This window comes from Shewanella electrica (assembly GCF_022321485.1).
Taxonomy (GTDB): domain Bacteria; phylum Pseudomonadota; class Gammaproteobacteria; order Enterobacterales; family Shewanellaceae; genus Shewanella; species Shewanella electrica.
The window spans coordinates 72,329-97,839 of sequence record NZ_JAKOGG010000002.1; the positions used below are offsets into that span (position 1 = coordinate 72,329).

At 47.5% G+C, this 25,511-nt stretch carries 22 protein-coding genes and 1 other RNA gene; 14 read left to right on the forward strand and 9 right to left on the reverse strand.

What is annotated here, in order from left to right:
- The 4 genes from L9G74_RS02905 to L9G74_RS02920 all read left to right on the forward strand — a co-directional run bounded on the left by L9G74_RS02905 (window position 1) and on the right by L9G74_RS02920 (window position 3,892).
- Entirely contained in the window at window positions 1–630 is a 630-nt protein-coding gene (locus tag L9G74_RS02905; RefSeq protein WP_238894784.1) for a FliH/SctL family protein, read from the forward strand.
- On the forward strand, window positions 620–1,951 hold the full coding sequence (locus tag L9G74_RS02910) for a FliI/YscN family ATPase (RefSeq protein WP_238894785.1): 1,332 nt from the start codon (window positions 620–622) through the stop codon (window positions 1,949–1,951). The genes L9G74_RS02905 and L9G74_RS02910 overlap by 11 nt, the downstream gene beginning before the upstream one ends.
- The gene (locus L9G74_RS02915; RefSeq protein ID WP_238894786.1) at window positions 1,935–2,351 is read left to right on the forward strand and encodes a hypothetical protein; all 417 of its coding nucleotides are present in this window, start codon (window positions 1,935–1,937) and stop codon (window positions 2,349–2,351) included. Before L9G74_RS02910 ends, L9G74_RS02915 begins: the two co-directional genes overlap by 17 nt.
- 416 nt (window positions 2,352–2,767) lie before the next feature.
- Window positions 2,768–3,892, forward strand: coding sequence for a DUF4124 domain-containing protein (locus L9G74_RS02920; RefSeq protein ID WP_238894787.1), 1,125 nt, complete (start codon window positions 2,768–2,770; stop codon window positions 3,890–3,892).
- Between the two features lie 236 nt (window positions 3,893–4,128).
- Here L9G74_RS02920 and L9G74_RS02925 read toward each other — a convergent pair whose 3' ends face one another.
- From L9G74_RS02925 to smpB, 5 genes are all read right to left on the reverse strand, one after another.
- Window positions 4,129–4,653: a nucleoside 2-deoxyribosyltransferase domain-containing protein gene (locus L9G74_RS02925; protein WP_238894788.1), complete on the reverse strand. Its 525-nt coding sequence runs from the start codon at window positions 4,651–4,653 to the stop codon at window positions 4,129–4,131.
- 664 nt (window positions 4,654–5,317) lie between these two features.
- Window positions 5,318–7,291, reverse strand: coding sequence for an alpha-L-arabinofuranosidase family protein (locus tag L9G74_RS02930; protein WP_238894789.1), 1,974 nt, complete (start codon window positions 7,289–7,291; stop codon window positions 5,318–5,320).
- A gap of 551 nt (window positions 7,292–7,842) precedes the next feature.
- Window positions 7,843–8,394: a sugar O-acetyltransferase gene (locus L9G74_RS02935; RefSeq protein WP_238894790.1), complete on the reverse strand. Its 552-nt coding sequence runs from the start codon at window positions 8,392–8,394 to the stop codon at window positions 7,843–7,845.
- A gap of 598 nt (window positions 8,395–8,992) precedes the next feature.
- Window positions 8,993–9,347, reverse strand: a transfer-messenger RNA (tmRNA) gene (gene ssrA / locus L9G74_RS02940).
- A 104-nt stretch (window positions 9,348–9,451) separates the two neighbouring features.
- Window positions 9,452–9,934: an SsrA-binding protein SmpB gene (gene smpB / locus L9G74_RS02945; protein ID WP_238894791.1), complete on the reverse strand. Its 483-nt coding sequence runs from the start codon at window positions 9,932–9,934 to the stop codon at window positions 9,452–9,454.
- 184 nt (window positions 9,935–10,118) lie between these two features.
- Between smpB and L9G74_RS02950 the strand changes: the two genes are divergently transcribed.
- Window positions 10,119–10,553 (forward strand): SRPBCC family protein, encoded by a 435-nt coding sequence (locus L9G74_RS02950; protein WP_238894792.1) that lies wholly within the window; start codon window positions 10,119–10,121, stop codon window positions 10,551–10,553.
- 7 nt (window positions 10,554–10,560) lie between these two features.
- Entirely contained in the window at window positions 10,561–10,875 is a 315-nt protein-coding gene (locus L9G74_RS02955) for an RnfH family protein (RefSeq protein ID WP_238895161.1), read from the forward strand.
- Between the two features lie 58 nt (window positions 10,876–10,933).
- On the opposite strand, the gene L9G74_RS02960 is transcribed toward L9G74_RS02955, so the two are convergent.
- On the reverse strand, window positions 10,934–11,458 hold the full coding sequence (locus tag L9G74_RS02960) for an outer membrane protein assembly factor BamE (protein WP_238895162.1): 525 nt from the start codon (window positions 11,456–11,458) through the stop codon (window positions 10,934–10,936).
- A 488-nt stretch (window positions 11,459–11,946) separates the two neighbouring features.
- On the opposite strand from L9G74_RS02960, the gene L9G74_RS02965 reads away from it, so the two are divergent.
- The 4 genes from L9G74_RS02965 to L9G74_RS02980 all read left to right on the forward strand — a co-directional run bounded on the left by L9G74_RS02965 (window position 11,947) and on the right by L9G74_RS02980 (window position 19,394).
- Entirely contained in the window at window positions 11,947–13,722 is a 1,776-nt protein-coding gene (locus L9G74_RS02965) for a monovalent cation:proton antiporter-2 (CPA2) family protein (RefSeq protein ID WP_238894793.1), read from the forward strand.
- Window positions 13,723–14,650: 928 nt separating this feature from the next.
- On the forward strand, window positions 14,651–16,276 hold the full coding sequence (aceB, locus tag L9G74_RS02970) for a malate synthase A (RefSeq protein ID WP_238894794.1): 1,626 nt from the start codon (window positions 14,651–14,653) through the stop codon (window positions 16,274–16,276).
- Window positions 16,277–16,344: 68 nt separating this feature from the next.
- Window positions 16,345–17,667 (forward strand): isocitrate lyase, encoded by a 1,323-nt coding sequence (aceA, locus tag L9G74_RS02975; RefSeq protein ID WP_238894795.1) that lies wholly within the window; start codon window positions 16,345–16,347, stop codon window positions 17,665–17,667.
- Window positions 17,668–17,924: 257 nt separating this feature from the next.
- A complete protein-coding gene (locus L9G74_RS02980) occupies window positions 17,925–19,394 on the forward strand; it encodes an HDOD domain-containing protein (protein ID WP_238894796.1) in 1,470 nt (489 codons plus the stop codon).
- Window positions 19,395–19,470: 76 nt separating this feature from the next.
- Here the strand turns inward: L9G74_RS02980 and L9G74_RS02985 are convergent, their stop codons facing one another.
- The 3 genes from L9G74_RS02985 to L9G74_RS02995 all read right to left on the reverse strand — a co-directional run bounded on the left by L9G74_RS02985 (window position 19,471) and on the right by L9G74_RS02995 (window position 21,211).
- Complete coding sequence (locus tag L9G74_RS02985; RefSeq protein ID WP_238894797.1) at window positions 19,471–19,995, reverse strand: nuclear transport factor 2 family protein; 525 nt, start codon at window positions 19,993–19,995, stop codon at window positions 19,471–19,473.
- Between the two features lie 147 nt (window positions 19,996–20,142).
- Window positions 20,143–20,508, reverse strand: coding sequence for a ribbon-helix-helix domain-containing protein (locus tag L9G74_RS02990; protein ID WP_238894798.1), 366 nt, complete (start codon window positions 20,506–20,508; stop codon window positions 20,143–20,145).
- A complete protein-coding gene (locus L9G74_RS02995; RefSeq protein ID WP_238894799.1) occupies window positions 20,468–21,211 on the reverse strand; it encodes an AAA family ATPase in 744 nt (247 codons plus the stop codon). Before L9G74_RS02995 ends, L9G74_RS02990 begins: the two co-directional genes overlap by 41 nt.
- 617 nt (window positions 21,212–21,828) lie before the next feature.
- Here L9G74_RS02995 and L9G74_RS03000 point away from each other — a divergent pair.
- From L9G74_RS03000 to L9G74_RS03015, 4 genes are all read left to right on the forward strand, one after another.
- Window positions 21,829–22,053, forward strand: coding sequence for a DUF3820 family protein (locus tag L9G74_RS03000; RefSeq protein WP_238894800.1), 225 nt, complete (start codon window positions 21,829–21,831; stop codon window positions 22,051–22,053).
- Between the two features lie 72 nt (window positions 22,054–22,125).
- Window positions 22,126–22,425 carry an NrfJ gene (locus tag L9G74_RS03005; protein WP_238894801.1) on the forward strand — a complete coding sequence of 100 codons (300 nt, stop codon included), beginning with the start codon at window positions 22,126–22,128 and terminating at the stop codon, window positions 22,423–22,425.
- Between the two features lie 598 nt (window positions 22,426–23,023).
- Window positions 23,024–23,725, forward strand: a complete 702-nt coding sequence (locus tag L9G74_RS03010; protein WP_238894802.1) for a gluconate 2-dehydrogenase subunit 3 family protein — start codon at window positions 23,024–23,026, stop codon at window positions 23,723–23,725.
- 3 nt (window positions 23,726–23,728) lie between these two features.
- Window positions 23,729–25,501, forward strand: coding sequence for a GMC family oxidoreductase (locus tag L9G74_RS03015; protein WP_238894803.1), 1,773 nt, complete (start codon window positions 23,729–23,731; stop codon window positions 25,499–25,501).
- Window positions 25,502–25,511 lie beyond the last annotated feature (10 nt).

Here is a 25,511-nt window from a genome sequence, read left to right on the forward strand (position 1 = left end):
ATGAGCGCAAACTCTCCGTTCCCCACTTTAGATCGCCAAGAGCTGCTGCTGAATACTGAGCAGCGGCTACAGTTGGCCTACCAACGTGGTTTGGCCGAAGGCCGCGCCGAGGGCGATAAACAAGGCCAGCAAACAGCACGGCAGCAGCTCACCCAAGAGATGGAAACCCGCTGCCAACAGCAAACCGAACAACGCGTTAACGAGCTACAGCAACAGCATCAACAACAACTTGATGCGTTGCTTAACGGTGTAAAACAGCAACTGTCACTGCAACAGCAGCAACTATCAGAACAGCTGTTTGACACTTTATCGGCGGTCGCGCAGTTGGTGATTGAAGCGGAACTGGCACTACAGCCGGAAAGCTACTTAGCGGCGATTCAAAAAGTATTAACTTGCCTGCAAGGGCGCGAAGCCATCAGCACTATTCATGTGGCGACCGCCGATGGTGAGTGGTTACAAACACAGAATATCAGCCAGATAGCGGGCGTTGAGGTGCGGGTGGACGACAATTTGCCACGTGGTCAAGTCCAGTTTGACGGTGACAATCAGTTGCACCAACTGTCGTTCCAACAGCGCCTTGACGAAGTGCTAGCCCAAATCAAACCTATGCTGGTCGGCAATGCAGATTGATTTTAGCCAACGCCTAGCACAGGCGACCGCCCAGTTACATTCGCCCAAATCCTATTACAGCTACGGCCGCTTACTCAGCATCAATGGACTGACATTGACGGTGACTGGTGGCCGTTTGTCATTGGGGCAGCGCTGCCAAGTGGAAGGGCGCGACCAATGGTTTGACGCTGAAGTGATCGGCTTTGATGAAGACAAAGCCTTTTTGATGCCATTAGCCTCGGTTTCCGGTTTGTATGCTGGTGCGCGGGTACGGCAGATTGATAACTCCGCCGCCATTCCGGTGGGTGAATGTTTGATGGGACGAGTTGTCGATGGCCTGATGCGGCCATTAGATGACCTTGGTCCACTCACAGCCCCTAAACAACGCTTGCAAGCACCGCACCTAGGGCCAATGCAACGCCGTGGCGTTACCGAGCCGCTGGATGTGGGCATTCGCGCGCTCAACGGGCTATTTACGGTCGGTAAAGGGCAGCGCCTCGGCTTATTTGCGGGCTCGGGTGTCGGTAAAAGTAAATTGCTCGGTATGTTGACCCGTTACACCAACGCCGATGTGGTGATTGTTGGTCTAGTGGGCGAACGCGGCTGGGAAGTGCGAGACTTTATCGAAAACGCTTTGGGCGAGCAGGGGCTGAAAAAGGCCATTGTGGTGGCGGCTCCGGCGGATCATTCACCGTTGCTGCGTATGCGCTCCGCCGAACTGAGCCATCAGCTAGCGAGCCATTTCCGCGACCAAGGTAAAAACGTATTACTGCTGATGGACAGCCTGACGCGTTATGCCCAAGCGCAGCGGGAAATCGGTTTATCGCTGGGCGAGCCGCCTGCCACCAAAGGTTATCCGCCATCGGTATTTAGCAAGTTAACCAGCTTGGTAGAAAGTTCCGGTAACAGCGCGCACAGCCGCGGCACTATGACCGCCATTTACACCGTCTTGGCCGAAGGTGATGACTCGCAAGATCCGATTGTTGATAGCGCTCGCGCCATTCTCGATGGTCACATCGTGCTGGTGCGCGCCTTGGCCGAAAAAGGCCACTATCCGGCGATTGATATTGGCGCATCTATCAGCCGCGTCATGCCACAGATTGTCGATGATAAGCAGCTACAAGCTTGTTATCGCTTGAAAAAACTCTACAGCCGTTACTTAGAAGTGCAGGAGTTGATCCCGCTTGGCGCCTATCAAGCTGGTGAAGACCCAGAGCTCGATTTAGCCGTCAAACTCTATCCGAAGATGGAAGCCTTCCTGTGCCAAGGGCTGTATGAGCAAGTCAGTTTCCAGCAGAGTCAACAGCAGTTGATGGAGTTGATTAATGAAGTCGCTCAATAAGTACATGGAGTTGCAACAGCGCAAGCTGGAGCATATGCAGCAGCGGCGCCAAGAGTTGCTACAACAGCAACAACTGGAAGAAACCCGCTTATCGCAATTGACCGAACACATCGACTCACTGGCGGTGCAACCGGGTTGCAACGCTTTGCTGCTGCAAAACATGGCGCAGATGAAGCACCAGATGCAAGGGCTGCGGCAGCAGCAACACCAACGTGTCGCCGAAGTCAGCCAAGACGCTGGCCGACAACAGCAGGCATGCAGCAAACAAGTCGGCTTTAATTTGGGGCTGCAAAAGCTATTGCAGCAGCGCGAAATGGCCGAACAACTGCGCCAAGCCAAAAAAGAGCAACATCAACTCGATGAGCTGATCACCCTAAGATTTCACCAACTCCGTCCTTAAACAGCTTGGCTAGCTATGCAACATCGCAGGTAAATTGGTCACGCTCAACCAGCAAATGACGGCGTGATGATTACTCGGCAGATGAGAATACTGCGCTCGCCTGTGCTAGTATCAGCGACATTTTCGATGATAAAACCCTTGTCCTTACTATGTCCAAGTTAACGATTACTGCTGCATCCATCATGGCTAGCCTGCAAGCTGAAGGTTTTGATTTTGAGGATATGTTTGGTAAATAATCAGACACGCTGTGAGCAGATAACGCTGTTGATCCTAAACTGCATGTTTAGGTCGTTGACCGTGTTATCTGCCGCCTGAATCTTGGGAAAATACCGATTTTAGCGTGCAGCGACAACCATTGATGTTGGGGCCACACTAACCCTCATTGATGAATTGCAGTGTCATGGAAGGACAACAACATGGAACGTCGCCTCTGGCGTTGGTTACTCTTTTTTGCCTGTTGCGGTGTGATTAGCTTATTGGTGTGGCAGCTAGATAACCGCTGGTTTAATCGGTCGCTCGCAGGATATATCGCCCGCTTAGAGGTGCAACTGCAATATTTTTGTTATGAACAGCAGTGGCAAACGTGTGCCGTTACACTCAAACAAGCACAGCCGATAGTGGCAAATGCGGCACCAGCCAGTGGCATCGATTCTCGGCTAGAGTTCCATAGCGGTATCTGTTCCGCAGCCGCCACCAATGTGAGGCCACAACCTCCACAGGCCATTTACCAGTGGACCGATAACAACGGCACCGTCCATTTTGCCGATCATCCAGCATCCGCGTCGGCACAACGCACTCAGTACCAATCTCCCAGTTATAACTTTGACCTCAGCATTCGCACGCTTTCCAGCGGTATTAAGCCGTTCTTTAAAGATCGTTTATCAGCATCGTTGCGGCAAATTGATGATATCTACCGTACCTTATTGCCCGCCGAAGCATTGCGACCAGTACGGGTCAATGTCAGCCTCACCAGCAGCAAAGCCACTTATGACAGCTTTTATCGTCGTTATCACTCGATCACCTCACCAACCCAAGGTTTTTATAGCCACCGCGATAATTTAGCTTTTGTGTGGTATCGCAATGATGACCAAGGTTTTGCCACCGCAGTGCACGAAGCCGTACACGTCATGAACGCCGCCCAATTTGGTAGCACACCGCGTTGGTTTAACGAGGGCATGGCCGAATATTTCGAAAACATGGAGCTGGATGGTTTTAACGTACTCATTCATCCCATTGAATGGCAAAGTGTGCGCCGCGCGCCAATCCAGTTAAGCCAACTTTTCAGTGCCACCAACCAAGATTGGGCCAACAATCAAGCGCGGCTGTACGCTAATAGCCACGCGCTGATCTATTTTCTGATGTCTGACGCCACCGGCAAAATAGCGTTGAAAGACTTGTTCGCCGCCATCGTGCATTTTCGCTGTCAGCCGATTGATGTGGTGCATACCCTTAACAGCAGTTATCCAGGCGGCCTCAGCCAATTAGAACGAGATTGGCATAGATGGTTGAAACGTCCAACCAAAGCTGTGGTAGTGAGTTAAAGCCTAGCTCAGGGCCCAGCGTGGGATTCATTTGAATAAACAGATTGCTCAAGCTGAGCTTTTTCAGCGCAATTTGCGAGCCCACAACTAATCGCCATGTGGCTTTTCATAAAAAGAAAAACACCAAGCGAATGCTGCGTACGCTTGGTGAGTCTGGTGGTCGCTGAACTCGATGACGACTGACAGCGCAAGCAGACAAGATGCCGCGCTGTATTGTTATATGTCATCCATAGTGGCTAGTGTTGTGCCGCTGCCATTTTAGATTTGATCAGCGCTATGGCGTCTTCTATGTTATCGACGGTGTTAATGTTATAGCGCTGCGTCACCGCATCCACATTGCCCTTACGCCAAAATCCCTCAGGGCAGATCACGATTAATTTGCCAGATGCGGCGTAGAGGCCCAACTCCATCAAACTTACCGGACTCTGCGTGCCAGGCGCCAGATACATAATAATGATGTCGCTGTGCTCCAACGCATTGAGTTCCCACTCTACCTGCTGTTTAAAATGCGGATTACTGAGTACTGGTTGCCAAGTCGGATCCCAGTCTGCTCTTCGTGGATTGAACAGTTGAATGGGCGCATCTTTAAACGCATTCACCACATCCAGTTGCCAATTGCGCGCTTTACCCATTTCGATACTGCCACCAAGGAAAACCTTTAACTGATTGCTTTCAGGCAATGGCGCGGGTGACACAATCACCTCAGCCTTAGCGAGTGGCGAAAGCAGCGCGGCGGTCAACAACCATCGCGGCAGTGACATCAGATTATTTAACCGCGGAGCTAGCGTAAAACACATCATTGTTAATTCTCTACATTAGATAAATCACATTGCCGGACACTATACCGTTTTCAGTCATCAGCGCCGCTATTTAACCACTATATTTTGGTTAGCTAATATGTCGTAACACCGAATTTGCACACTATGCTCATTTTATAATCCAGTGTGTTTTTGGAGCGCTGTTTTTAAGCCGGTGGTTTGTAGCGAGGGGCTGTAGATTTATTCGGGTCAACCAAACGGATGAGCTGCGTAGGCGACGAGCTAGATACTGGAAAATATCGAACTTGGCGCTGAATGGAATTTGCGCTCATCGGCTGTCATGGCGACTGACAGGGGCCATCAATGATTGGGCCGGCGAGCAGATCATCGTAGTTTGACGAGTGGCTGATCAGGGTGAGAGCACACTAATCTAATCGCTCAATAAATAAGTAATTAGTTTGTTCATTGAACTAAATGATTGGCATTCACTCGACAAATTTTGTGGAAATTGACTTATTTTTAAGCTCTTATTCAAGAAATGAATGAGGTATGCTCCTGCCCTGAGTGGCTAATGGGTAAGGTAATATGAGAATTCAGTCATAAATACAAGGCCTAGCTAAATACCTAGGCCTTGTATGTAGCGCAACTAAAGCTAGTCACTAAACGATTACAGTTTGATTTTTGAGTCTAATTTAATAGTTATCTTGGTGACAGAATAGGCCGGTAAATCAATATGTTGATTAGACATGTTAAATTTTTCAATTTTCTCTGAGCTGTGCTCAAACGATAACTGTTTTAATGCCTTTCCTTGAAGAGTGACCACAGAAGCTGTTTGTTCTCCTTCGATACCGTCAAAATGAAGCGCAACTGGAACACTGGATGCTTCTCCATTGACAAATCTCACAATCACTTGTTTATCTGCCTTACCAAATGAGTATGCAACTTTAAGGTTTGAATTGTTGCTGTGATATGGAATAAATTCAGAAATTGGATGCTGTCCAAATATTTTCTGTACATGGTAACTAGGTGATAACTTGACACTTTGGGTGTCGAAATATATTAAGTCTGGAGCCCACATAGTGTTTTTTACATTGGCAAGAAGTGGGGCATAAGAAGAGAGCTTAACGATATCGCCATTTCGTTCTAGTGACGTTAGATAGGCAGCTTCCGCAAGTGCAACTTCAACATTGGAACTCCTATCATCAGCATGTGCTGCCCACTCTCCAACATAAACGGCGGATTTATTGCGGTCATAGCTATCATAGCGCGATAAGTTATTCCAGAACCATTCTGGTGGGCTATACATGTGCTCATCGATAACAGGAACATTCAATTCAGTTGCAAAACTCCAACCAGCTTCGTAATCAACTCCTTGAGGGAAAGGGCCTGATGTACCTATCACGGTAATTTCTGGATGCTTACGCTTAACTGCATTGTAAATAGCTTGGAACCTGACTTTAAATTCTTCACTAATGACATCTTCGTTACCAATTCCAATATATTTTAAATTGAAGGGTTCTGGATGACCAGCCTCTGCTCGCTGTTTACCCCATTCAGAAGTCGCAGGACCATTTGCCCACTCAATTAGGTCGAGAACATCCTGAATGAATTCAGGCATGTTATCCACCATGACGCACATTTGACCTTTTCCGTTAAAGCCATTTATACGAGCACCTGAGTTCTGGCAAGTAACAGCCGCAGGTAAAATTGGTATTGGGGTTGCTCCTAAATCTTCAGCGAGTTGAAAATATTCGTAATAACCAAGTCCATTTGTTTGATGGTAACTCCAAATATTTCTTTGGGCCTTACGCTGTTCAATTGGGCCTATGGTACGCTTCCATTGATACATGTTATCAATTCCGTCTCCATGCACGAGACATCCCCCTGGGAAACGAATAAACTTAGGATTGATTGCATGAATAGCTTCTACTAGGTCTTTACGTAAACCATTTGGTCTTTTTTTATACGTGTCTTGAGGGAAAAGAGAAACCATATCTATGGCATGATAGCCAGAGTGATTTGATAAAATGCGTAACTTAGCGTTAGCAACAGTTTTCTTAGCACTTAGGACAACTTCGTATTTTCCCCAGTTTTGGGTAAGTGAATCAGTTGTAGCATCTGCAATAACAACATCATCTTCAACTAACTGAATCAATAATGGGCCAGGCTCATTTGATAACATTCGAGCGAACAAAGAAAAGTTATATTTTTTCCCCTTTTCGACATAAATACCATTGAAGCCTGTATTCTCAATGCCTGCGTATCCATTGCCTTCACCGATTAACATCATTGCGTAGGTTGGATTGTTTCCATTAAGAGGATCTGACATATCCCAATTCAATACAGCTTTTCTCTGGGAATTTGTGACTTGTGACCATGCGGTAAGTGGCCCCCAATCCTCTCTGTCCATTGACGTATAATCAAAAGAGCGATTTTGAATCAACTCTGCGTATAATCCGCCATCGGCAGCAAAGTTAATGTCTTCAAAAAAAACGCCCACAAGTTCATTACTTATTGGGTATGCCTTGTTCAGGCTTGCTGTTATGTCTATAGGTGTTTGAGCTAAAACTGTACTCGTTGTTAAAGATAAAGCGATGCTTATCCATCCTACTGAATATTGAATCTGCTTCTTTACTGCCACGTTGTGTTACTCCTGTACCGTGTTAATCAAAAACAACCAGCGTGAAATGCATCTGGCTATTAAGGAACTATAAATAAAAACTAAAGTTTATAATTCTAAAATAGAATAAAGTCATTACGATGACGCGCGAATTAAATTTAAATATTAAGTGTAATTTAAGGTTGAATTAATAATTTGTCATCAAGTGAAGATATGTAGTTCCCATAAGGGACTTTAGTATATTTAATTTTTACCTTCTTCCTTTTCTTGTAAATTCTGAGATATTCATCTACTTTAAGGATGTTTGTTTTTAAATATAAGATTAGAATTCTGGTTTTTAATTGATGTGTTAGCTGGTGGTTTTATTGATTATTTGTTTTGGATAAATGTCTTGTTTGTTATTTATTGATTATTATTTATTTTGATTTGGTTGTTGTTTCTATCGTTTGATATGCATTCATGTTAAACAATAGGAATTGTTAAATGGGTGATGCTTTAGGTTTGTGTCAATTGTTTGGTTGGGCAATGTTAAGGTATCTTAGATAAGACACCTTAAATATCAGATAGACTTACTATATTTTCTTTAATACTTTTGCTGGATTGCCTGCTATCACAACATCACTCTCAAAGCTTTTTGTCACAACAGATCCTGATGCAACTACGACATTATCACCTAAGGTCACTCCGGGATTGATGGTCGCGTGACCGCCAATCCAACAGTTGTTTCCAATTATAATCGGTTTTCCATATTCTAAGCCGCTATTTCTACTAAGAGGATCTATTGGATGACTGGCTGTATATATTCCTACCTGTGGTGCTATAAAACAGTTATCTCCAATTATCACCTCTGCCACATCCAAAATGACACAGCCAAAATTAGCGAAGAAATTCTCTCCTACATGTATATTGAAACCATAATCGCAGTTAAATGTCGGTTCAATCTGGATAATTTTTCCTGCTGAGCCGAACAATAACTTGGAAATTTCTACTCTTTCGGCCAACGATTCTATACTTGTTTTATTTAAACGTTCAGTCAATAATCTTGCTTCTGTACGTAATTTCTTTAGTTCTGCGTCATTTGGATCATAATATTTTCCTAGAATCATCTTTTCTCTTTCGGTCATGTATATGCTCACTTGTTAAATTTGTGACTAAGACTTACTCATGTGAATTTTGGTCTTGCGTAAGATAATTTATTAAAGCAGCGTGCTGTATTTAATAAACAAGACTATATCAGTTTCTCTGCGGTTTAAACCAAAAATTAATCATAAAATTCTACTCATGTTTTCTTAGCTTAACAATTGGAGCTTATTACCGCTCTCTGCAACAGAGGTTCTTCTTTCTTAAAAAAACAGGTGGAGTGATATCCTAAACTTCTTCAATGAAAGCATATGCTAATCTAATGTTAGCCCTGCGCCCGACCCCGCGCCTGCGCGCTTTATAGAATGGAAATAACGCAACAACGTAACGCCATAAACAAAGGCTGGCTGCTTAGGCGATGTAAAGATCGCTAAGCAAAGATATTACGCAAAACTACGCAACAACGGTCTGGTAAGAGAGCGGTGCGATTGAGTGGCAATAGATAGACGAAAAAAATTGGAGGGGAGGCTGATGTTAGGGGGAGAGCAACGAATCATCGCCACTTTTTATTTTTTCATCGCCACTTCATCGCCACTTAAAAGAAAAACGGGTTAGCAATGAATGCTAACCCGTTGTTTTTATTGGTGGAGGCGGCGGGACTTGAACCCGCGTCCGAAAAACCTACGCTCAAGGCGCTACATGCTTAGTCTCTCTTTTGTTTAACCGGTTGAACTCCGAAAGACAGGATTTCAAACGGTGAGTCCGGTACTGTTTCGCGGTTCACCCCCGAACAAGGTTCCCTCGCTAGCACGATGTAGGATGACCATCAAATCCACTGCCCATGTGCGAGACGTGTGGTAGATGGCTAGCGGCATTAAGCTGCTAGAGCGTAGTTATCGTCGTTTGCAACTATAACTTTGCGGCTTTTTACGAGGCCAACCGCCCCTCGGCATGCTCCCGGAGTTTCGCGAATCCCGTCGAATCCAGAATCGCCCCCGAAATTGTTTTCAATTGTAACCTGTTATATGGCGTTACACCAAGTTTTCAAGTGCAAGTTACAACTGTTTGCTGGTTATCCGCGCAATTTACGCGAATGACCGATTATTTTTTCATTGCACGGGCTTTTTCAATCGCCCATTCACGCTCTTTAATATCCGCGCGTTTGTCGTGATCTTTTTTACCTTTACCAAGGCCGATCTCGACTTTCACCCACGCGCCTTTACGCCAGTACATAGAGATGGCGACCAGTGCATAACCTTGGCGTTCAACTTGCCCCGCTAAGCGGTCGAGTTCGCGGCGGTTTAGCAGCAGTTTACGCGGGCGAGTAGGGTCACAAACCACGTGGGTTGATGCGGTGTTCAGCGGCACAATAGTGCAGTTGTACATGTAAGCTTCGCCGTTTTTGATTTGGACGAAGGTATCGGACAGGTTGACTTTACCTGCACGAATTGACTTCACTTCCCAACCCATAAGCGAAAGCCCCGCTTCGATTTTTTCGTCAAAGCGGTATTCAAAGGTGGCACGTTTGTTCCGCGCAATTGATGCCGGAGTAGCGCCTTTTTTGGTTGCATTCTTCTTAGCCATAGGCCCGCTATTATACGCAGGCTTTTGGCTTTTGGAATTGGCTAAGCTAAGTTTTTGTTGTTAAGCGGATTAGTGCCGATTTGTCTGCTGGGTTTTTGTTCGTTTTTATGGCTAAAGGTGCGTTTTTCTGTCTGCGTGTTACAATCGCGCACTTATTATTTTCAGCAAAGGTTGTTGGACACGAATGCCTCATATCTCCCGTAATATTCTGGTGCGATACAGTGCACAGCAGATGTACGATCTGGTTAATGATGTGGAATCATACAAAGAGTTTTTGCCGGGCTGTGTGGGCGGTAAAGTACTGGAGTTTGATGGCCGCACTATGGTGGCGTCGGTGGATATCAGCAAGGCTGGGATCAGCAAAACCTTTACTACCCGCAATCAGGTAGTTGATGGCAAGAGTATTGAACTGAAGCTGGAGAACGGGCCGTTTCGTCATTTGAATGGCAGTTGGAAGTTTATCGAGTTGACAGAAGATGCTTGCAAAGTTGAGTTTGAGTTAGATTTTGAGTTTTCCAACAGTATTGTCGGCATGGCGTTTGGCCGTGTATTTAAAGAGTTGGTGAACTCAATGGTGTCGGCGTTTACGGCGAGAGCCAAGGAGGTTTACGGTGGCTGATGAACAGATGTTTCCGGTAGATGTAATTTACGCTAAGCCTGAGCAGCAGAAAGTTATCACTGTGACGGTGACTCAGGGCACCACCTTTGTGGAGGCGGTGAAGCAGAGCGGAATTGCGGCGTTTTTCCCCGAGATTGATGTGGATAACCTCAAACTGGGCAGTTTTAGTCATCAGATGAAGCCTGATGATGTTGTGCAACCGGGGCAGCGGATTGAGATTTATCGCCCGTTGATTGCCGATCCGAAAGAGGTGCGTCGTCGCCGTGCGGATAAAGCCAAAGAGGAAGGCCGCATCAATAAGACGACCGGTGCCAAGCTGTAAAACTCTCAGACATTAAAAAAGCGCCTTCGAGGCGCTTTTTTATTATCGAAACGGCGGCTTATTTGTCGCTCGCATCTCTATCTGCTGGCTTGGCGTCATTCGCGTCAGCAGGATTGTCTTCTTCCACTAACGGTTTCAGTTCGGCGCGGTCATCCGGAATTTGTGGCGCTTCTGCTGAATTATTGGTGTTCGTCGGTGCGGCTAACAAGGCACTTTGTTCCAATGGCGTGTTGAATTCAGGGCTGAGTTCGTAGTCACCGGTGACCGATGTCAGCTTGTCGCCATTAAAACGGGCAATCAGTTCTTTGTGGATAATGGATGCATCGCGGCCACTTTTGTAGTGGTAGACGTAGTACCAAGTGTCATCAGCAAAGCTGTCACGCAGTACTGGACGGCCGAGAATAAACTCCACCTGGGCCTTGGTCATGTCGATACGGAGCTTTTCAACCTGTTGTGTCTCCATGTAGTTACCTTGTGGAATATCTGGTTTATAGACCAGCCAGTCCATTACGCTACATGCACTTAGGGAGAGACTCAGCGTTATTGCGCCCATCAGGGCAAGACTTTGCTTTTTCATCAACATTGACAGCACTAGTTCCAAAAATTGTCGGCCATAATAACCAAGCCCCCAGTTGGTGACAAGGGGAGGGAAGCGTTGTTCGCACCTTCTGTTGGTTGGGTGCTGGTTGATTCGACCTGAATATTGCTAACTAGTTCTATTACTTCTTAAAAAATAATCTTGCTTGCTCAAGTTATACGCAACGCCATTGTCGGTGAAGATGACTGCTATTGTTATCGTGTGGCATCAGCGTGGTAACTTAGCTGTTATATCGGTCTCATCCGGTGTTGAGCGGCGGTTGTTGTGAAGAAAAAACTGAGATTTTTTTATTGAGGCCGTTTAATCCAGCGGTTACGAATATTATACTAAAGCCCCTACTGCTTCTGGACGCACAACACCGTGTCGGTTCAGTTTCTACAACCGTTTTGTATGTTTTCCACCTTCTCGGTGGGGCGTTTTTGCGTCTGCTGTTCAGCATCACATATCTACCACACTACTCATGAGGAACCCTGATGGACCAGGATGGCTTATTTATTTCTATTTTGCTTTTCTTAACCGCGGCCGTGGTGATCGTACCGTTAGGAAAACGCGTGGGAATTGGGCCAATTCTCTCTTATTTGGCCGCAGGCGTATTGTTAGGGCCTGGCGGCGTGGCGATTGTGTCCGAGCCTGCCGAAGTACTGCACTTTGCCGAGTTTGGCGTAGTGTTGATGCTGTTTATCATGGGGTTGCAACTTAGCCCGAGTAAATTGTGGGAACTGCGTAGTGCCATTTTGGGGCTGGGGAGTGCCCAAGTGCTGGTGTCTTGGTTGTTGATCACACTGCTAGCCATGCAGTTTGATGTGGCTTTAGCACCAGCGGTGGTCATCGGTGCCGCGCTGAGTTTGTCATCCACCGCGTTTTCGGTGCAGTTGATGACTGAGCAGCGGTTGCTGGCAACGCCCGTTGGGCGTGATGCGTTCGGCGTGCTGTTGATGCAGGACTTAGCGGTGATCCCGATGTTACTGCTCACCACTTACTTGGCGCCAGATATGGCGGATGAAAGCAAACAAGCGGTGCCGTGGTATCTCACCTTGGTCGCGTTTGCCGGTTTTGTAGTGGTCGGCCGTTACGTGTTGCCAAAAGTGTTGTTCTTGGTGGCCTCAAGTGGTGTGCGCGAAGTGGTCACTGCCCTGTCACTGTTGTTGGTGATGGGCAGTGCGTCGCTCATGGCATGGTTAGGGTTGTCTGCCGGTATGGGCGCTTTTTTGGCGGGGGTGATGTTGGCCAACTCTAGCTATCGCCATCAGTTAGAAACCGATATCGAACCATTTAAAGGGTTGTTGCTGGGGCTGTTTTTTATGGCTGTCGGCATGACCATGGATTTAAGCCTGATCTTTAAACAACCGTTGTTACTGCTCGGTGTGTTGGTGGCGATGTTGCTGATTAAAGCCTTGATCCTCACCATTGTCGGCAAGCTGCACAAACACAGTTGGCGCGCTGCTATTACGCTCGGTATCGTGCTGGCGGAAGGTGGTGAATTTGCCTTCGTGCTGTTATCGCAGGCGCAATTGTCGGGGTTAATGTCATCGACCTTGTCACAAGCCTTAGTGTTAGTGATTGGTCTGTCGATGGTGCTCACGCCATTTTTGCTCAAGCTGTTACGCACCGATAAGCGTAAGAGCGAAGATGCTAATCGGCCCGCAGATGCGATTAAACCGCCATCAGACTGCGAAGTGGTCATAGCGGGTTTTGGCCGCATGGGGCAGATCACCGGCCGTATTTTGGCCTCGTCTGGCATTCCGTTTGTGGCGCTAGATAAAGATGCTGAGCATGTTGATGTGGTGCGGCAGTTTGGTGGCGAAGTGTATTACGGCGACGCCAGACGGTTAGATATGTTGCTATCCGCAGGGCTAAATAAGGCGCGGGTGTTATTGATCGCTGTCGATTCGGTAGAGGACTCGCTGCAGATTGTGGGGCAGGTGAAGGCGCATTTCCCGCAAGTGAATATTATTGCGCGCGCGCGTGACCGTAACCATGCTTATCGACTTATTGCCCTCGGAGTGACTAACGTATTCCGCGAAACCTTAGGCTCAGCCTTGAGCGCCAGCGAACAAGTGTTGCAAGCCTTGGGTATGCCGCAACTGCAAGCCATCGAGCGAGTGAAGATTTTTGCCGCGCACGATAAAGCTCAAGTGGACGCCAGTGTGCAGCATCGTGATGACTTAAAAGCGCTGATCCGCATCTCAAACCAAGGCCGTTCGGAATTGGCGAGTTTGATGCAGCACGACCACGATAAAGGTTTGTAAGGCGATTGAATCTAGCAGAGGCGCGAACACGTCTTCGCGCCTCTGCCAATATAAACCGCAAGCGTTTGTACATGTCCGAAGGTGGTTGACCTTGGTTGCGCTTACCACGTCTTTTTACTGTCTCGTGTTAACGTTGTCGCATGCACAGCATGCCCACGACGTCGTGCAACTCCCCAATTCAGCCGTCCATCGCGTCAGCTTGGCTGATTTCAGGTGTGTGTTTTCGCCTAACGGGAAGAATTTTATCTCGCTACACACCGCTGAAATGAGGATTCTGGCTGTGATTTTGATGCCCACCCGTAGCCCGCCAATTCAGCTTAATTGCGCTGTTTTCGGTGTGTGTCAGCGATAAAACCGCAGAAAAACCATAAAAATTGCAGATTTTTAAAATTTTTTGGCGATTGACCAAAATAAATTCCGCTTTTGCGTGCCTTTTATCACGTTTTGTTTTGTGAAATTTTACAGAGAACCTGCAAAGTTGACGTGTAGGTAAAGTTATTAGTGTCACTACACTAATCTGAGGTTGTGAAATTTGACAAAACTTGTGGCTTTTAATTGAGTTAACACATTTCCCTTTAGGTAAGACTAAAACAGCGGCGGCTTAACGCGGGTTTTAATCATGTGTGTTAGAGCGTTTATTAATCATTACAGTGGTAATTAATTAACGTAATTAGCTTTTATGATTTTTTATTGGTCAAAAGATCTGACAACTTTACCTTTAAAAAGCTGTGAAATTTCACAGCTGTATTAAATCAAAAATAATCAATAAATTAAGTTAAAACTTAAATTTGGTATAACCAATTTTGATGGCACCACTGGTGAGTTTTGCCGTTTTTTTACACGATTGTTTTTACAAAAGGAGTTCGCTAGGTTTTTCGTTGAAAAGGCACATATGAAAGTGTGCCGCTAAATTCAAAGGAGAACTCCCATGCAGCAGACCGCAAGACAAACGCCTCATACTACCGGCTCGCGCAGCCTAACGATTACTGGCCCACAAACTGCCGCAGATGATCGAGTGCTTACCGAAGGCGCCGTTAGCTTTCTGCAAGCACTCTGCGACGAGTTCGCTGCCGAGGTGCCACAACTATTAGACAAGCGTCGCCAACGCCAGCAACAGATTGATGCCGGGCAGTTGCCAGACTTTCTCGATGAAACCGCCAATATCCGCAGTGGCGATTGGCGCATCCGTAATATCCCCAGTGACTTGCAAGACCGCCGCGTAGAAATCACCGGCCCAGTAGATCGCAAGATGGTGATTAACGCACTCAATGCGGGCGTAAAAGTGTTTATGGCTGACTTTGAGGATTCACTGGCGCCAAGCTGGCAAAAATTGCTCGAAGGCCAATTGAATTTGCAAGATGCGGTACGCGGCGAGATTGAATACACCGCACCAGATACCGGCAAACACTATCAGGTTAACGACGATGCCACCGTGCTGGTGGCGCGTGTACGTGGTTTACACCTACCCGAAAACCATGTGCAGCATCATGGCAAAACCATCCCCGGTGCCTTGTTCGACTTTGCCATGTACTTCTACCACAACTACCGCCAGTTGCTTGCCAAAGGCAGCGGCCCTTACTTCTATATTCCCAAGTTGGAAAGCCATGTTGAAGCTCGCTGGTGGGCTAAAGTGTTCGCTTATGCTGAGGAGCGCTTTTGCTTGCAGCCCGGCACCATCAAATGCACCTGCTTGATTGAAACCTTGCCAGCGGTGTTCGTGATGGATGAGATCCTCTATGAACTGCGCTCTAACATTGTGGCGCTTAACTGTGGCCGTTGGGACTACATCTTCAGCTATATCAAAACCTTGCGTAACCATCCTGACAGGATTTTGCCCGATCGGCAGCGGGTCAATATGGAGCAGCCGTTTCTCAGTGCTTATTCACGTTTGTTGATTAAGACCTGCCATAAACGCGGTGCGTTGGCGATGGGTGGTATGGCGGCGTTTATCCCCAGCAAAGATCCAGAAGCCAATGCCGCTGTGCTGGAAAAAGTGACTCACGATAAAACCCTAGAAGCGCGTAACGGCCACGACGGCACATGGATTGCGCATCCGGGCTTAGCCGCAACCGCGCTGGCGGTGTTCGATGGTTTTATCGGCCAAGGGCCAAACCAACTACATATTACCCGCGATGTTGATGCACCGATTTTAGCCGCTGAGTTGCTCGCGCCTTGTGAGGGAGAACGTACCGAAGAGGGCATGCGACTGAATATCCGCATCGCGCTGCAATACACCGAAGCGTGGATCTCTGGCAATGGCTGTGTGCCGATTTACGGCTTGATGGAAGATGCTGCCACCGCCGAGATCAGCCGCACCTCAATCTGGCAATGGATTCGCCATCAACAACATCTGTCCAATGGCAAGTTGGTCACCAAAGCCTTGTTCCGCGAAATGCTTACCGAAGAATTAAGCAAAGTGAAACAAGAGGTGGGCGCTAGTCGCTTTAGCCAAGGGCAGTTTATCCGCGCCGCATCGCTGTTAGAGGAGATCACTACCGCCGATGAATTGGTCGACTTTCTGACGTTGCCAGGCTACCGCCTGCTGACCGAGTAATCACTTAATAACACACGGTGGCGCAGTTGGGGCGCCACCCACACCATTTGCACCGAGGAGAGTTAACCATGAGCAATATCAATCAGATGAGCCGCGAGCAGCAGATCCAAGCGTTAAAACAAGATTGGGCTGAAAACCCACGTTGGAAAGGGATTAAACGGCCATATAGCGCCGAAGAGGTGGTATCGCTGCGTGGTTCCATTACGCCAGAAAATACCTTAGCCACTATGGGCGCCAACAAGTTGTGGCAGTTGGTTAACGGCAGTGCCAAAAAAGGTTATGTGAACTCATTGGGCGCACTCACTGGCGGCCAAGCGGTGCAGCAAGCTAAGGCCGGGATTGAAGCGATTTATCTGTCGGGCTGGCAAGTGGCGGCAGATGCCAACTTAGCAGGCACTATGTACCCAGACCAATCGCTGTATCCCGCCAACTCAGTACCGGCAGTGGTGAGCCGCATCAACAACTCGTTTCGCCGTGCCGATCAAATTCAGTGGAGCAGCGGTAAAACCCGTGATGATGACGGCGCGACCGATTACTTCTTACCGATTATTGCTGACGCGGAAGCGGGCTTTGGCGGCGTGCTCAACGCTTATGAACTGATGAAATCGATGATTGAAGCGGGCGCTGCCGGGGTGCATTTTGAAGATCAGCTCGCCTCGGTGAAAAAATGCGGCCACATGGGCGGCAAGGTGTTAGTACCGACTCAAGAAGCGATTCAAAAGCTGGTGGCTGCGCGGTTGGCGGCCGATGTGATGGGCGTACCCACGTTAGTGATTGCTCGCACCGATGCTAACGCCGCGGACTTGCTGACCTCTGATTGTGATCCGTATGACCGCGACTTTATCTCCGGTGAACGTACGGCCGAAGGTTTTTATCGTGTTAATGCTGGCTTAGATCAAGCGATTGCTCGTGGTTTAGCTTACTGCCCATATGCCGATTTAGTTTGGTGTGAAACCGCGAAACCCGACTTAGATGAAGCACGCCGCTTTGCCGAGGCTATTCACGCCAAATTCCCCGACCAACTGCTGGCCTATAACTGCTCTCCATCGTTTAACTGGAAGAAAAACTTGGACGATGCCACCATCGCGCGCTTCCAGCAAGCGCTGTCGGATATGGGCTATAAGTACCAGTTCATCACCTTGGCGGGCATTCATAACATGTGGTATCACATGTTTGACTTGGCGCATGCCTATGCGCAGGGCGAGGGCATGAAGCACTATGTTGAAAAAGTGCAGCAACCTGAGTTTGCCGCAGCCGAACGGGGTTACACCTTTGTGGCGCATCAGCAAGAAGTGGGCACCGGCTACTTTGATAAAGTGACCAATATTATTCAGGGCGGCACCTCGTCGGTCACGGCGTTGACGGGGTCTACCGAAGAAGCACAGTTCTAATCGACGTACTGGCTTCGGGCTGTTGTTCTTTGGCGTTAGCGGCTGCTGGAGCATAGTTAGCACATCGCCTGCTTTGCCTAGAACACCCTCTGACTGCTGTAAAAACAACCTGCAAAGATTGACAGTCCCCACTCAACAAGGCGCTTCGGCGCCTTTTTTTATCAAATAGATTTGCAAGGTTTTATTCATCGAACAGAATAGACTATTGTTAATTTAATGTTTTTATCTAGTTATCTTTATGTTTGATTGAGAATCTGATGAGTATCGCCTTGAAGCCAGACTTAACTAAAAACAATAAAGGTGTTGAATTCTGGACGAATAAGATTAGTGAGCAGGAGATGCCAGCACTGTGTTCGATGATCCGCACTCTCGAACAGCTCGCCAAAGATGATGTGTCGTCCATGGCGGTACTCGGCCGTAGCGTGATGTACGACAATGCCTTAACCTCGAAAGTGTTGCGGGTGGCTAACAGCGCCATCTACAACAAAGGCATCAGCCAAGTAACCACCGTCAGCCGAGCGGCGGTGGTGCTGGGGTTTGATGTGATCCGCAACGTGTGCATTACCGCTAAGTTGCTTACCAGCCTGCTAGAAAATAAAAACCTCAGCGAAAGTGTGTTTCAACGGCTTATCCGTTTGATGGCGCGAGCTTTTCAAGCGGCAATGCTTACCAAAATGATGTTGGCCGATCATGGGGAAGAGTTTCAGGAAGAGGCGTTTATCGCCGCATTGTTATATCACTTGGGGGAAAGTGCATTTTGGAGCGCGGGCGGTGAAGTGGCGCAGCAGCTCGACCAAGCCTTGCAGCAGACCGACGACAATGTGGTAAAACTCAGCTTGGTGCGTGAACATTTAGGCACGTCGTTTAATCAGTTAACGCTCAACATCGCCCGTAGTTGGGGCCTTGGCGAGATGTTACTCAAGTCGCTTAATAGCCCTAATGAACGCACGCCTGAAGTGCGTAGCATCTACTTGGGCAATAAGTTGGCCGAGGCGCTAGTACTTGCCAGCAGCGACCCCGAACAGTTGCAAAAGCGGGTACAACAAGCGGCTGAAATGCTGCAACAGCCAGTGGAAGTTTTTCAACAACGCTTGTTTGAGACGATTGAGGCCACTGCCAAGTTAGCCGAAGATTACGGCTCTAAAGAGTTAGTGCCTTATCTGCCTAATGCCGCCGATGCAACGACCACGCTGCAAGCACCGCCGACATGGATTGCGCGGCCAACCAATCTCAACATTCAACTCGATAAACTGCGGGAACTCACTAATCTGACGATGATCAAAGCGGATTTTAATCAGGTGGTGTCGGTGGCGATGAGCGGTATGCTCGACGGAATTGGTTTGGATCGCACCGCCGTATTGCTGTTGTCACCTAATCGCAAAATGTTGCAACCGCGTGTGGCGATGGGCGATGGCGAAGAAACATTAAAACAGCAACTGATTTTAGAGCTTGATCAACGCTTTAGCGAACTCAACGCCTGTATCGAACGTGGGCAAGGTTTTTGGTTTAATCAGCAGCACAAGTTGAGGTTGCCGGAGCGGTTTCAGCGGCTGCTACCTGAAAATGGCTGCATGTTTGCGCCACTGAAAGTTGAAAGCAAAGTGATTGGGGTATTTTATGCCGATCGCGCCAGCTCAGGCCGGGATATTGAGCAGCAAGACTTTGATAGTTTTGCCCACTTTGTGCAGTTGACCAATCTGTGTCTGTCGATGGCCTATCGGCATTAATATTGCGGCTTTGCCACGGCGCATCTCGATAGTCAGTGGCAAAGCAGCGTTACCCATAACCGCGCGATATAAAGCGTTACTCCTTGTTGGCATTATCCGCTTTGCGCTTTTGCTGCTGACGAAAGAGCTTGATCTGCTCGGTGACACGAATCGCCATATCGTTAGGTACTGGAAAACTGAGGTGATACTGCAGAATTTTCCAGCCTTGCTCGGTATAGATTAGCGTGCCAGTGCCACGGCAAAGCCCATATTTTTGATGTTCCAGAATTTCATCAAATACGGCCACATTGCCCGTTTCCGTCACTGTGCGTGATAAGCGCTCATAGCTCCAACCTTTGGTGGCTCGGGCGTATTGTTCAAAACTTTGTATCGACCAGTGTTCGGTTTTATCGGTGCCAAGGAAGCTGGCGTTGTCGGTAAACAGCGTAAAGTAGCTATCCCAATCGGCATTGGCCGCATTTTGATGCAGTTGATCGAGCACGGCATCCACCGAGCCATCTTCATCGGTCGGTTCAGCCACCGCCAAATTGATATTAACCACTAGCAGCAAACTCAGAGTGGTCAGCCAAAGGCGCAGCGTTTTGCTAATAGATGAATGCATAACTTACTCACTTGATTAGCAAATAAATGGTAGGCAAAGGATGGCACATTTTTCTCAAAAAAAAAGCTAACAGGCACACAAGGCGGGTGACTGTTAGCCCAAACTGAGGGGGTAATCCCCCTCATCGGTACTGCAAGGGTCGGAAGATTAATCAATCATAAATTGGCGATAGAGCAACTTACGTTGTTGTGGGTTGAGTTGCTCAAAGTAATTCACTAAAAAGCGCACCATGCGCGAACGTGAGATTTCACTCTCTTGCGCCAAGTGACGCAACTTATCTACCGTGTCGTCACCTAAGGTAAAAGTGCCACGTTTCAGCGGATGTAATGTTGTGCGATGTTCCGCCAACTTTTGCTCAACTCGATGAAAATTAACAACGTTATCACTCTGCGGCGTTTGCCCCATGGCATAGCGTAAAGCATCATTAATAAAGTCATCTACATTTACTGAGGGCGATGTTGTCGCATGTATCTCAGACGGCGTAGCGCACTTCTTCAGATCGGCGAGACCCATAGTTCGCTCCCATCGTCATTGGTCGGTGTTGTTGCAGCATGGCACTGATCGCGGCAGCATCTTGTTGCTGTAACAATTCACAAGCTATGGCGCGGATTTCGCCAGCGGCTTTACCGTCTGGTTCAATCTCAATCACGCTGCGGCCAGACTCTTCACTGTCGTCATAACTATTACGGCTGTATGTGACAGCGTCGAGCACGTGAATATCGTATGTACGGCAAACCTCTTTGGCTTCTTCAATGCGTGAAACTTGGCTTGGCAGGTTAGGGCATTGAGTAATAACAAACGAGGCACGCATTTTCGGGTTAATCATCATGCAGGTAGTAACTACGTCATCCATGTGGCTGACGGTTTTTAAATCACGCCGTTTCGGTCGCAGTGGCATTAAGGTATAAGCCGCGACGGACATGCTAGCGCGCAAGGCTAAGTTGTCTTGACCACCACAATCGACAATGACCACGTCATAGTGTTGTTCTAAGCTGAGCAAGTCGTTACGGATCTTGCCGTACAGCTGCACACAGTTGATGGCGGCTAACGAACTATCTTGGTTACGGGCCTGAATCCAATCTGAGGTGGTACGTTGCGGATCGCAATCAACCATCATCACCGATGCTTGGCATTCCTTCGCCAGATAGACAGCAATGTTTTGTGCCAAACAGCTCTTGCCACTGCCGCCTTTTTCTCCACCAACTAGAATAATCATGGTCTGCTCCCTTTTATTCAAAGGTTGTTACTAATGACAAAACAATGTTGATGATCAAAAAAGTAAACACATTGTTACTTGTTTTTCGGCTACTTTCAACGTGTTGTTTTTAAACATTAAAATAGATTTATAAGTGACATTTATTTGGCAGGGTTGTTTGGCGTGGCAAAAAATTGTCAACTTGGTAGATTTTGCGAATATTGGTTTAACTTATTCATTCACATACAGAAATTATCTTTGACGCCGCCAAATTGCTGGCTAAAAATCGGCCGAGTGAAACCACCCGGCCTCACGCTTGTTAACAACGTTATTTTATATATGCGATTAAAGCTAAAGGATTTGGTTTTAAGAGTTAAAGGGTATAAAAACGAGTTGCGAGTTGCGTGTAAGGATAGTTGTAAGTAGCGATTAGCGGTAAGTAGATGGTAGCGAGTTTTGGTCGCGAGGGCTAAAGACAAGCTTAAAGTGAAAGAGGCGGTGGCGGCAGCCGAGTTTGGCGCGGTAACGTTTGTTCGAATCTCGAATCTCGAATCTCGAATCTCGAATCTCGAATCCAATTTCACTGCGGCGCATTAGTTGCGTTAATATCGGCAAACAGTCCATCTTGAGGATAAAGCATGGCCTTTGAGCAGCAGGCTTTGCTGGAAGCCATTAATCAAACAATGCCGTTTGGTAAGTACGCCGGGCGACGATTATTGGAACTCCCAGAGCCTTATCTTGTCTGGTTTCATAAGCAGGGGTTTCCTGAAGGTAAACTTGGGGAACAGCTTGCGTTGATTTACGAAGTAAAACTAAACGGCTTGGAGTCGATGTTACGACCCTTGCTACGGCCCAAATTGTGACGCGTATTAGTGAAATTGAAAGTATCACGTGGTTAAATGGCGCGTCTGTATTAACTAAAGGATTTTGAAGAAATGGCTAAACTTGCAAAACTGTTAGCAGCAGCGGCAATGGTCGTTGGAATGTCTTCTGCTTGGGCACAGGGCAAAGTTCATGAAGCTGTTGTGCTGGATACGATGGACAGCGGTGGTTACACCTATGTTCAAGTGAAAGAAGGTGACACTACTTACTGGGCTGCTGGTCCACAAGTAACTGTTGCTAAAGGTGACAAGGTGCAAATGGCTGAACAGATGTGGATGAGCAAATTCACCAGCAAAACCTTAAACCGCACTTTTGACAAAATCATGTTTGTTGGTGAAATCACCAAGAAATAATGGTTTTTGGCGCTGTCGATAGCCCGTTATGGCGGCTATCGACGGATTGCCGCTTACTTTGGCTGGTAAAGCAGTTATGGCCGATAAACTCCCACCAATGGGCATTTCCTTGGTTATTAACAGCAAAATTTTATTCCCCACTTTTTCGCCGTTCTCTGGACTAAATACGTCGGTTTTATCCCTAAACACTAGGTTTTTTAACTAAAGTGACTTTAGTTTGGTTCATTCACAAAAGGCTATAAAGCTATAACAACAATTCATTGTGTTAGCCTTGTCACACTTTTCTAGCGGGTTGATAATAACGCCGCACTGAAAAACTTTATTGGGTTATACAACAGGTTATGGAGGTTTGAGCAAACTTTTGCTCGTGATGCATCATAGCGGTTGTGACTGAGTTTCCCTTCAAAGCTTCCCAAAACAGACGTGTTTTTCGAAACCAGTTTCTCAGCGTCATAAAACACGCGCGTCAATAACAACACAGAAATAATCCCCGCAATAAAGTGTCTCGGCACTTTATCGATGACGGCTACCCAAAAATCGTCGCTGGGGGCGTTAATTTCTGAGCAAGCAAATGTCGATACACAATATGGAGATAAGTATGGAATCGCGTCCAGATGATTCCCGCCGCCGCTTTATGAAAGGGGCGTTGTGGATGATCTCGGCAACCACTCTGGGTACCGGAGTGATGTTGTCACCGACTGCAAGCGCTGCATCCAGCTTGCAAGATTATAAACCCGTGTTTTTTACCCCAGACGAGTGGGCATTTGTATTGGCAGCCTGTGATCGCTTGATCCCCGCTGATGACACAGGCCCAAGTGCGTTAGAGGCCAATGTACCTATTTTTATCGATCTGCAAATGCAGGGCGATTTTGGTCAAGCCCGCGACTGGTATATGAAAGGCCCATTTTTTGAAGCGCCTGCCGAGCTGGGTTATCAATCACCATTAACACCAGCGCAGACCTATCAAAAAGGCATAGCCGCCACTAACACCTATTGTCGCCAAACCTTTAGCAAATCATTCGCTGAGCTAAGCGCCGAACAGCAAGACCAACTGCTAACACTGCTCCAAAAAGATGCACTTAAATTCGATGGTGTTAGCGCCAAACAGTTCTTTGATTTTCTGCTGCAAAACACTAAAGAGGGTTACTTTGCTGACCCAATCCACGGCGGTAACAAAAATATGGAACCGTGGAAAATGATTGGCTTCCCAGGTGCGCGCGCCTCCTATTTAGAGTGGGTGGATCTGCACAACGTTAAATATCCAATGGGACCCGTAAGTTTGAATGGAGATAGGGGATAAGTCATGGCTAGACAAGAGAAACCAGTAGACGTCGTACTTGTCGGCCTCGGCTGGACCAACTCCATCATGGGTATGGAGTTAGCACAAGAAGGTTTAAGTGTATTGGCGTTAGAACGTGGTGAAGACCGCGATACTGTGCCCGATTTTGCTTACCCTAAGATGGCCGATGAGCTGACTTATGGTGTGCGCTACAAATTGATGGCAAAACCTGCCAAAAGCACCATCACTGTGCGTCATAGCTTAGTAGAAACGGCGGTGCCTTATCGTCACCTCGGCTCATTCTTACCGGGGGATGGTGTCGGCGGTGCAGGCACGCACTGGAACGGTCACACTTGGCGACCAATGCCAGAAGAGTTAGAGCTGCGTAGTTACGTGGAAAACACCTTCGGCAAAGACATTATTCCTAAGGATATGACTATCCAAGATTATGGTGTGTCCTACGCTGAGTTAGAACCTCACTTTGATTTCTTCGATAAAGTGTTGGGCGTATCTGGTCAAGCGGGCAATGTGAATGGCAAAATCCACGAAGGTGGCAACCCATTTGAGGGGCCTCGCAGTAATGAATATCCATTGCCACCGCTCAAACGTACCTTAAATGATGATCTGTTTACCCAAATAGCCAAAGCCAACGGGTTACATCCATTTCCACTGCCTTCATCTAATGCCTCTGCTGCTTATACCAATCCATATGGTATGCAGTTAGGCCCATGTAACTTCTGTGGGTTTTGTGAACGTTTCGGTTGTTTGAACTTCTCTAAAGCCTCGCCACAAACCTGTATTTTGGGGGCGTTGAAACAACATAAAAACTTCTCTTACCGTGCGAATAGTGAAGTGCTGAAAGTTGAATTGGCTGATGATAAGAAAACCGCCAAAGGCGTGACTTACATTGACGAACAAGGCGAAGAGGTATTCCAGCCAGCCAAGTTAGTGATCGTAGGTACCTTTGCCTATAACAACGTGCGGTTGTTGCTACTATCCGGCATTGGTCAGCCTTATGATCCTGTGTCCAACACCGGTACTGTTGGCCGCAACTATGCTTACCAAACTATGGGCGGGGCAACGCTGTTCTTTAAAGATAAATTCTTTAATCCGTTTATTGGCGCGGGCAGTAATGCCACCACAGTTGATGACTACGCCATCAACCAGATCGACTTTGCCAAAGAGGGTTTTATTGGCGGTTCTTACCTGCTGGCGGCACAAACCAATGGTCAACCTATCCGCAGTATGCCATTACCAACTGGCTCTCCTAGTTGGGGTGCAGGTTGGAAAAAGGCCACTAAGGAATATTATGGCCACTCCATGAGCATCAGCTCGCATGGCTCTAATATGTCCTATCGCGACTGTTATCTGAGCCTTGACCCTAACTACAAAGATGATCACGGCTTACCACTGCTGCGGTTAACGTTTGATTGGAAAGACAACGACATCCGCATGACCCAGTTTATGAAAGGCAAAGTGGAAGCGTTGGCAAAAGGCTTGGCGCCCGATCATCTGAACACCTCCTTTAAAGACTTTGGTGCCAAATATGATGTTCGACCTTATCAAACCACCCACAACGTGGGCGGGGCGATTATGGGCACTGATCCCAAAACCAGTGTGCTGAACCGTTACCTGCAAAGCTGGGATGTACACAACGTGTTTGTGCTGGGCTCAAGTGCCTTCCCACAAAACCTACAGTACAACCCAACCATGCTGGTGGGCGCGTTGGCGTACTGGTCTGCCAAGGCTATTCGCGAACAGTACCTGAAAAAACCAGGCCCACTGGTTCAGGCGTAAGGAGTTGTTG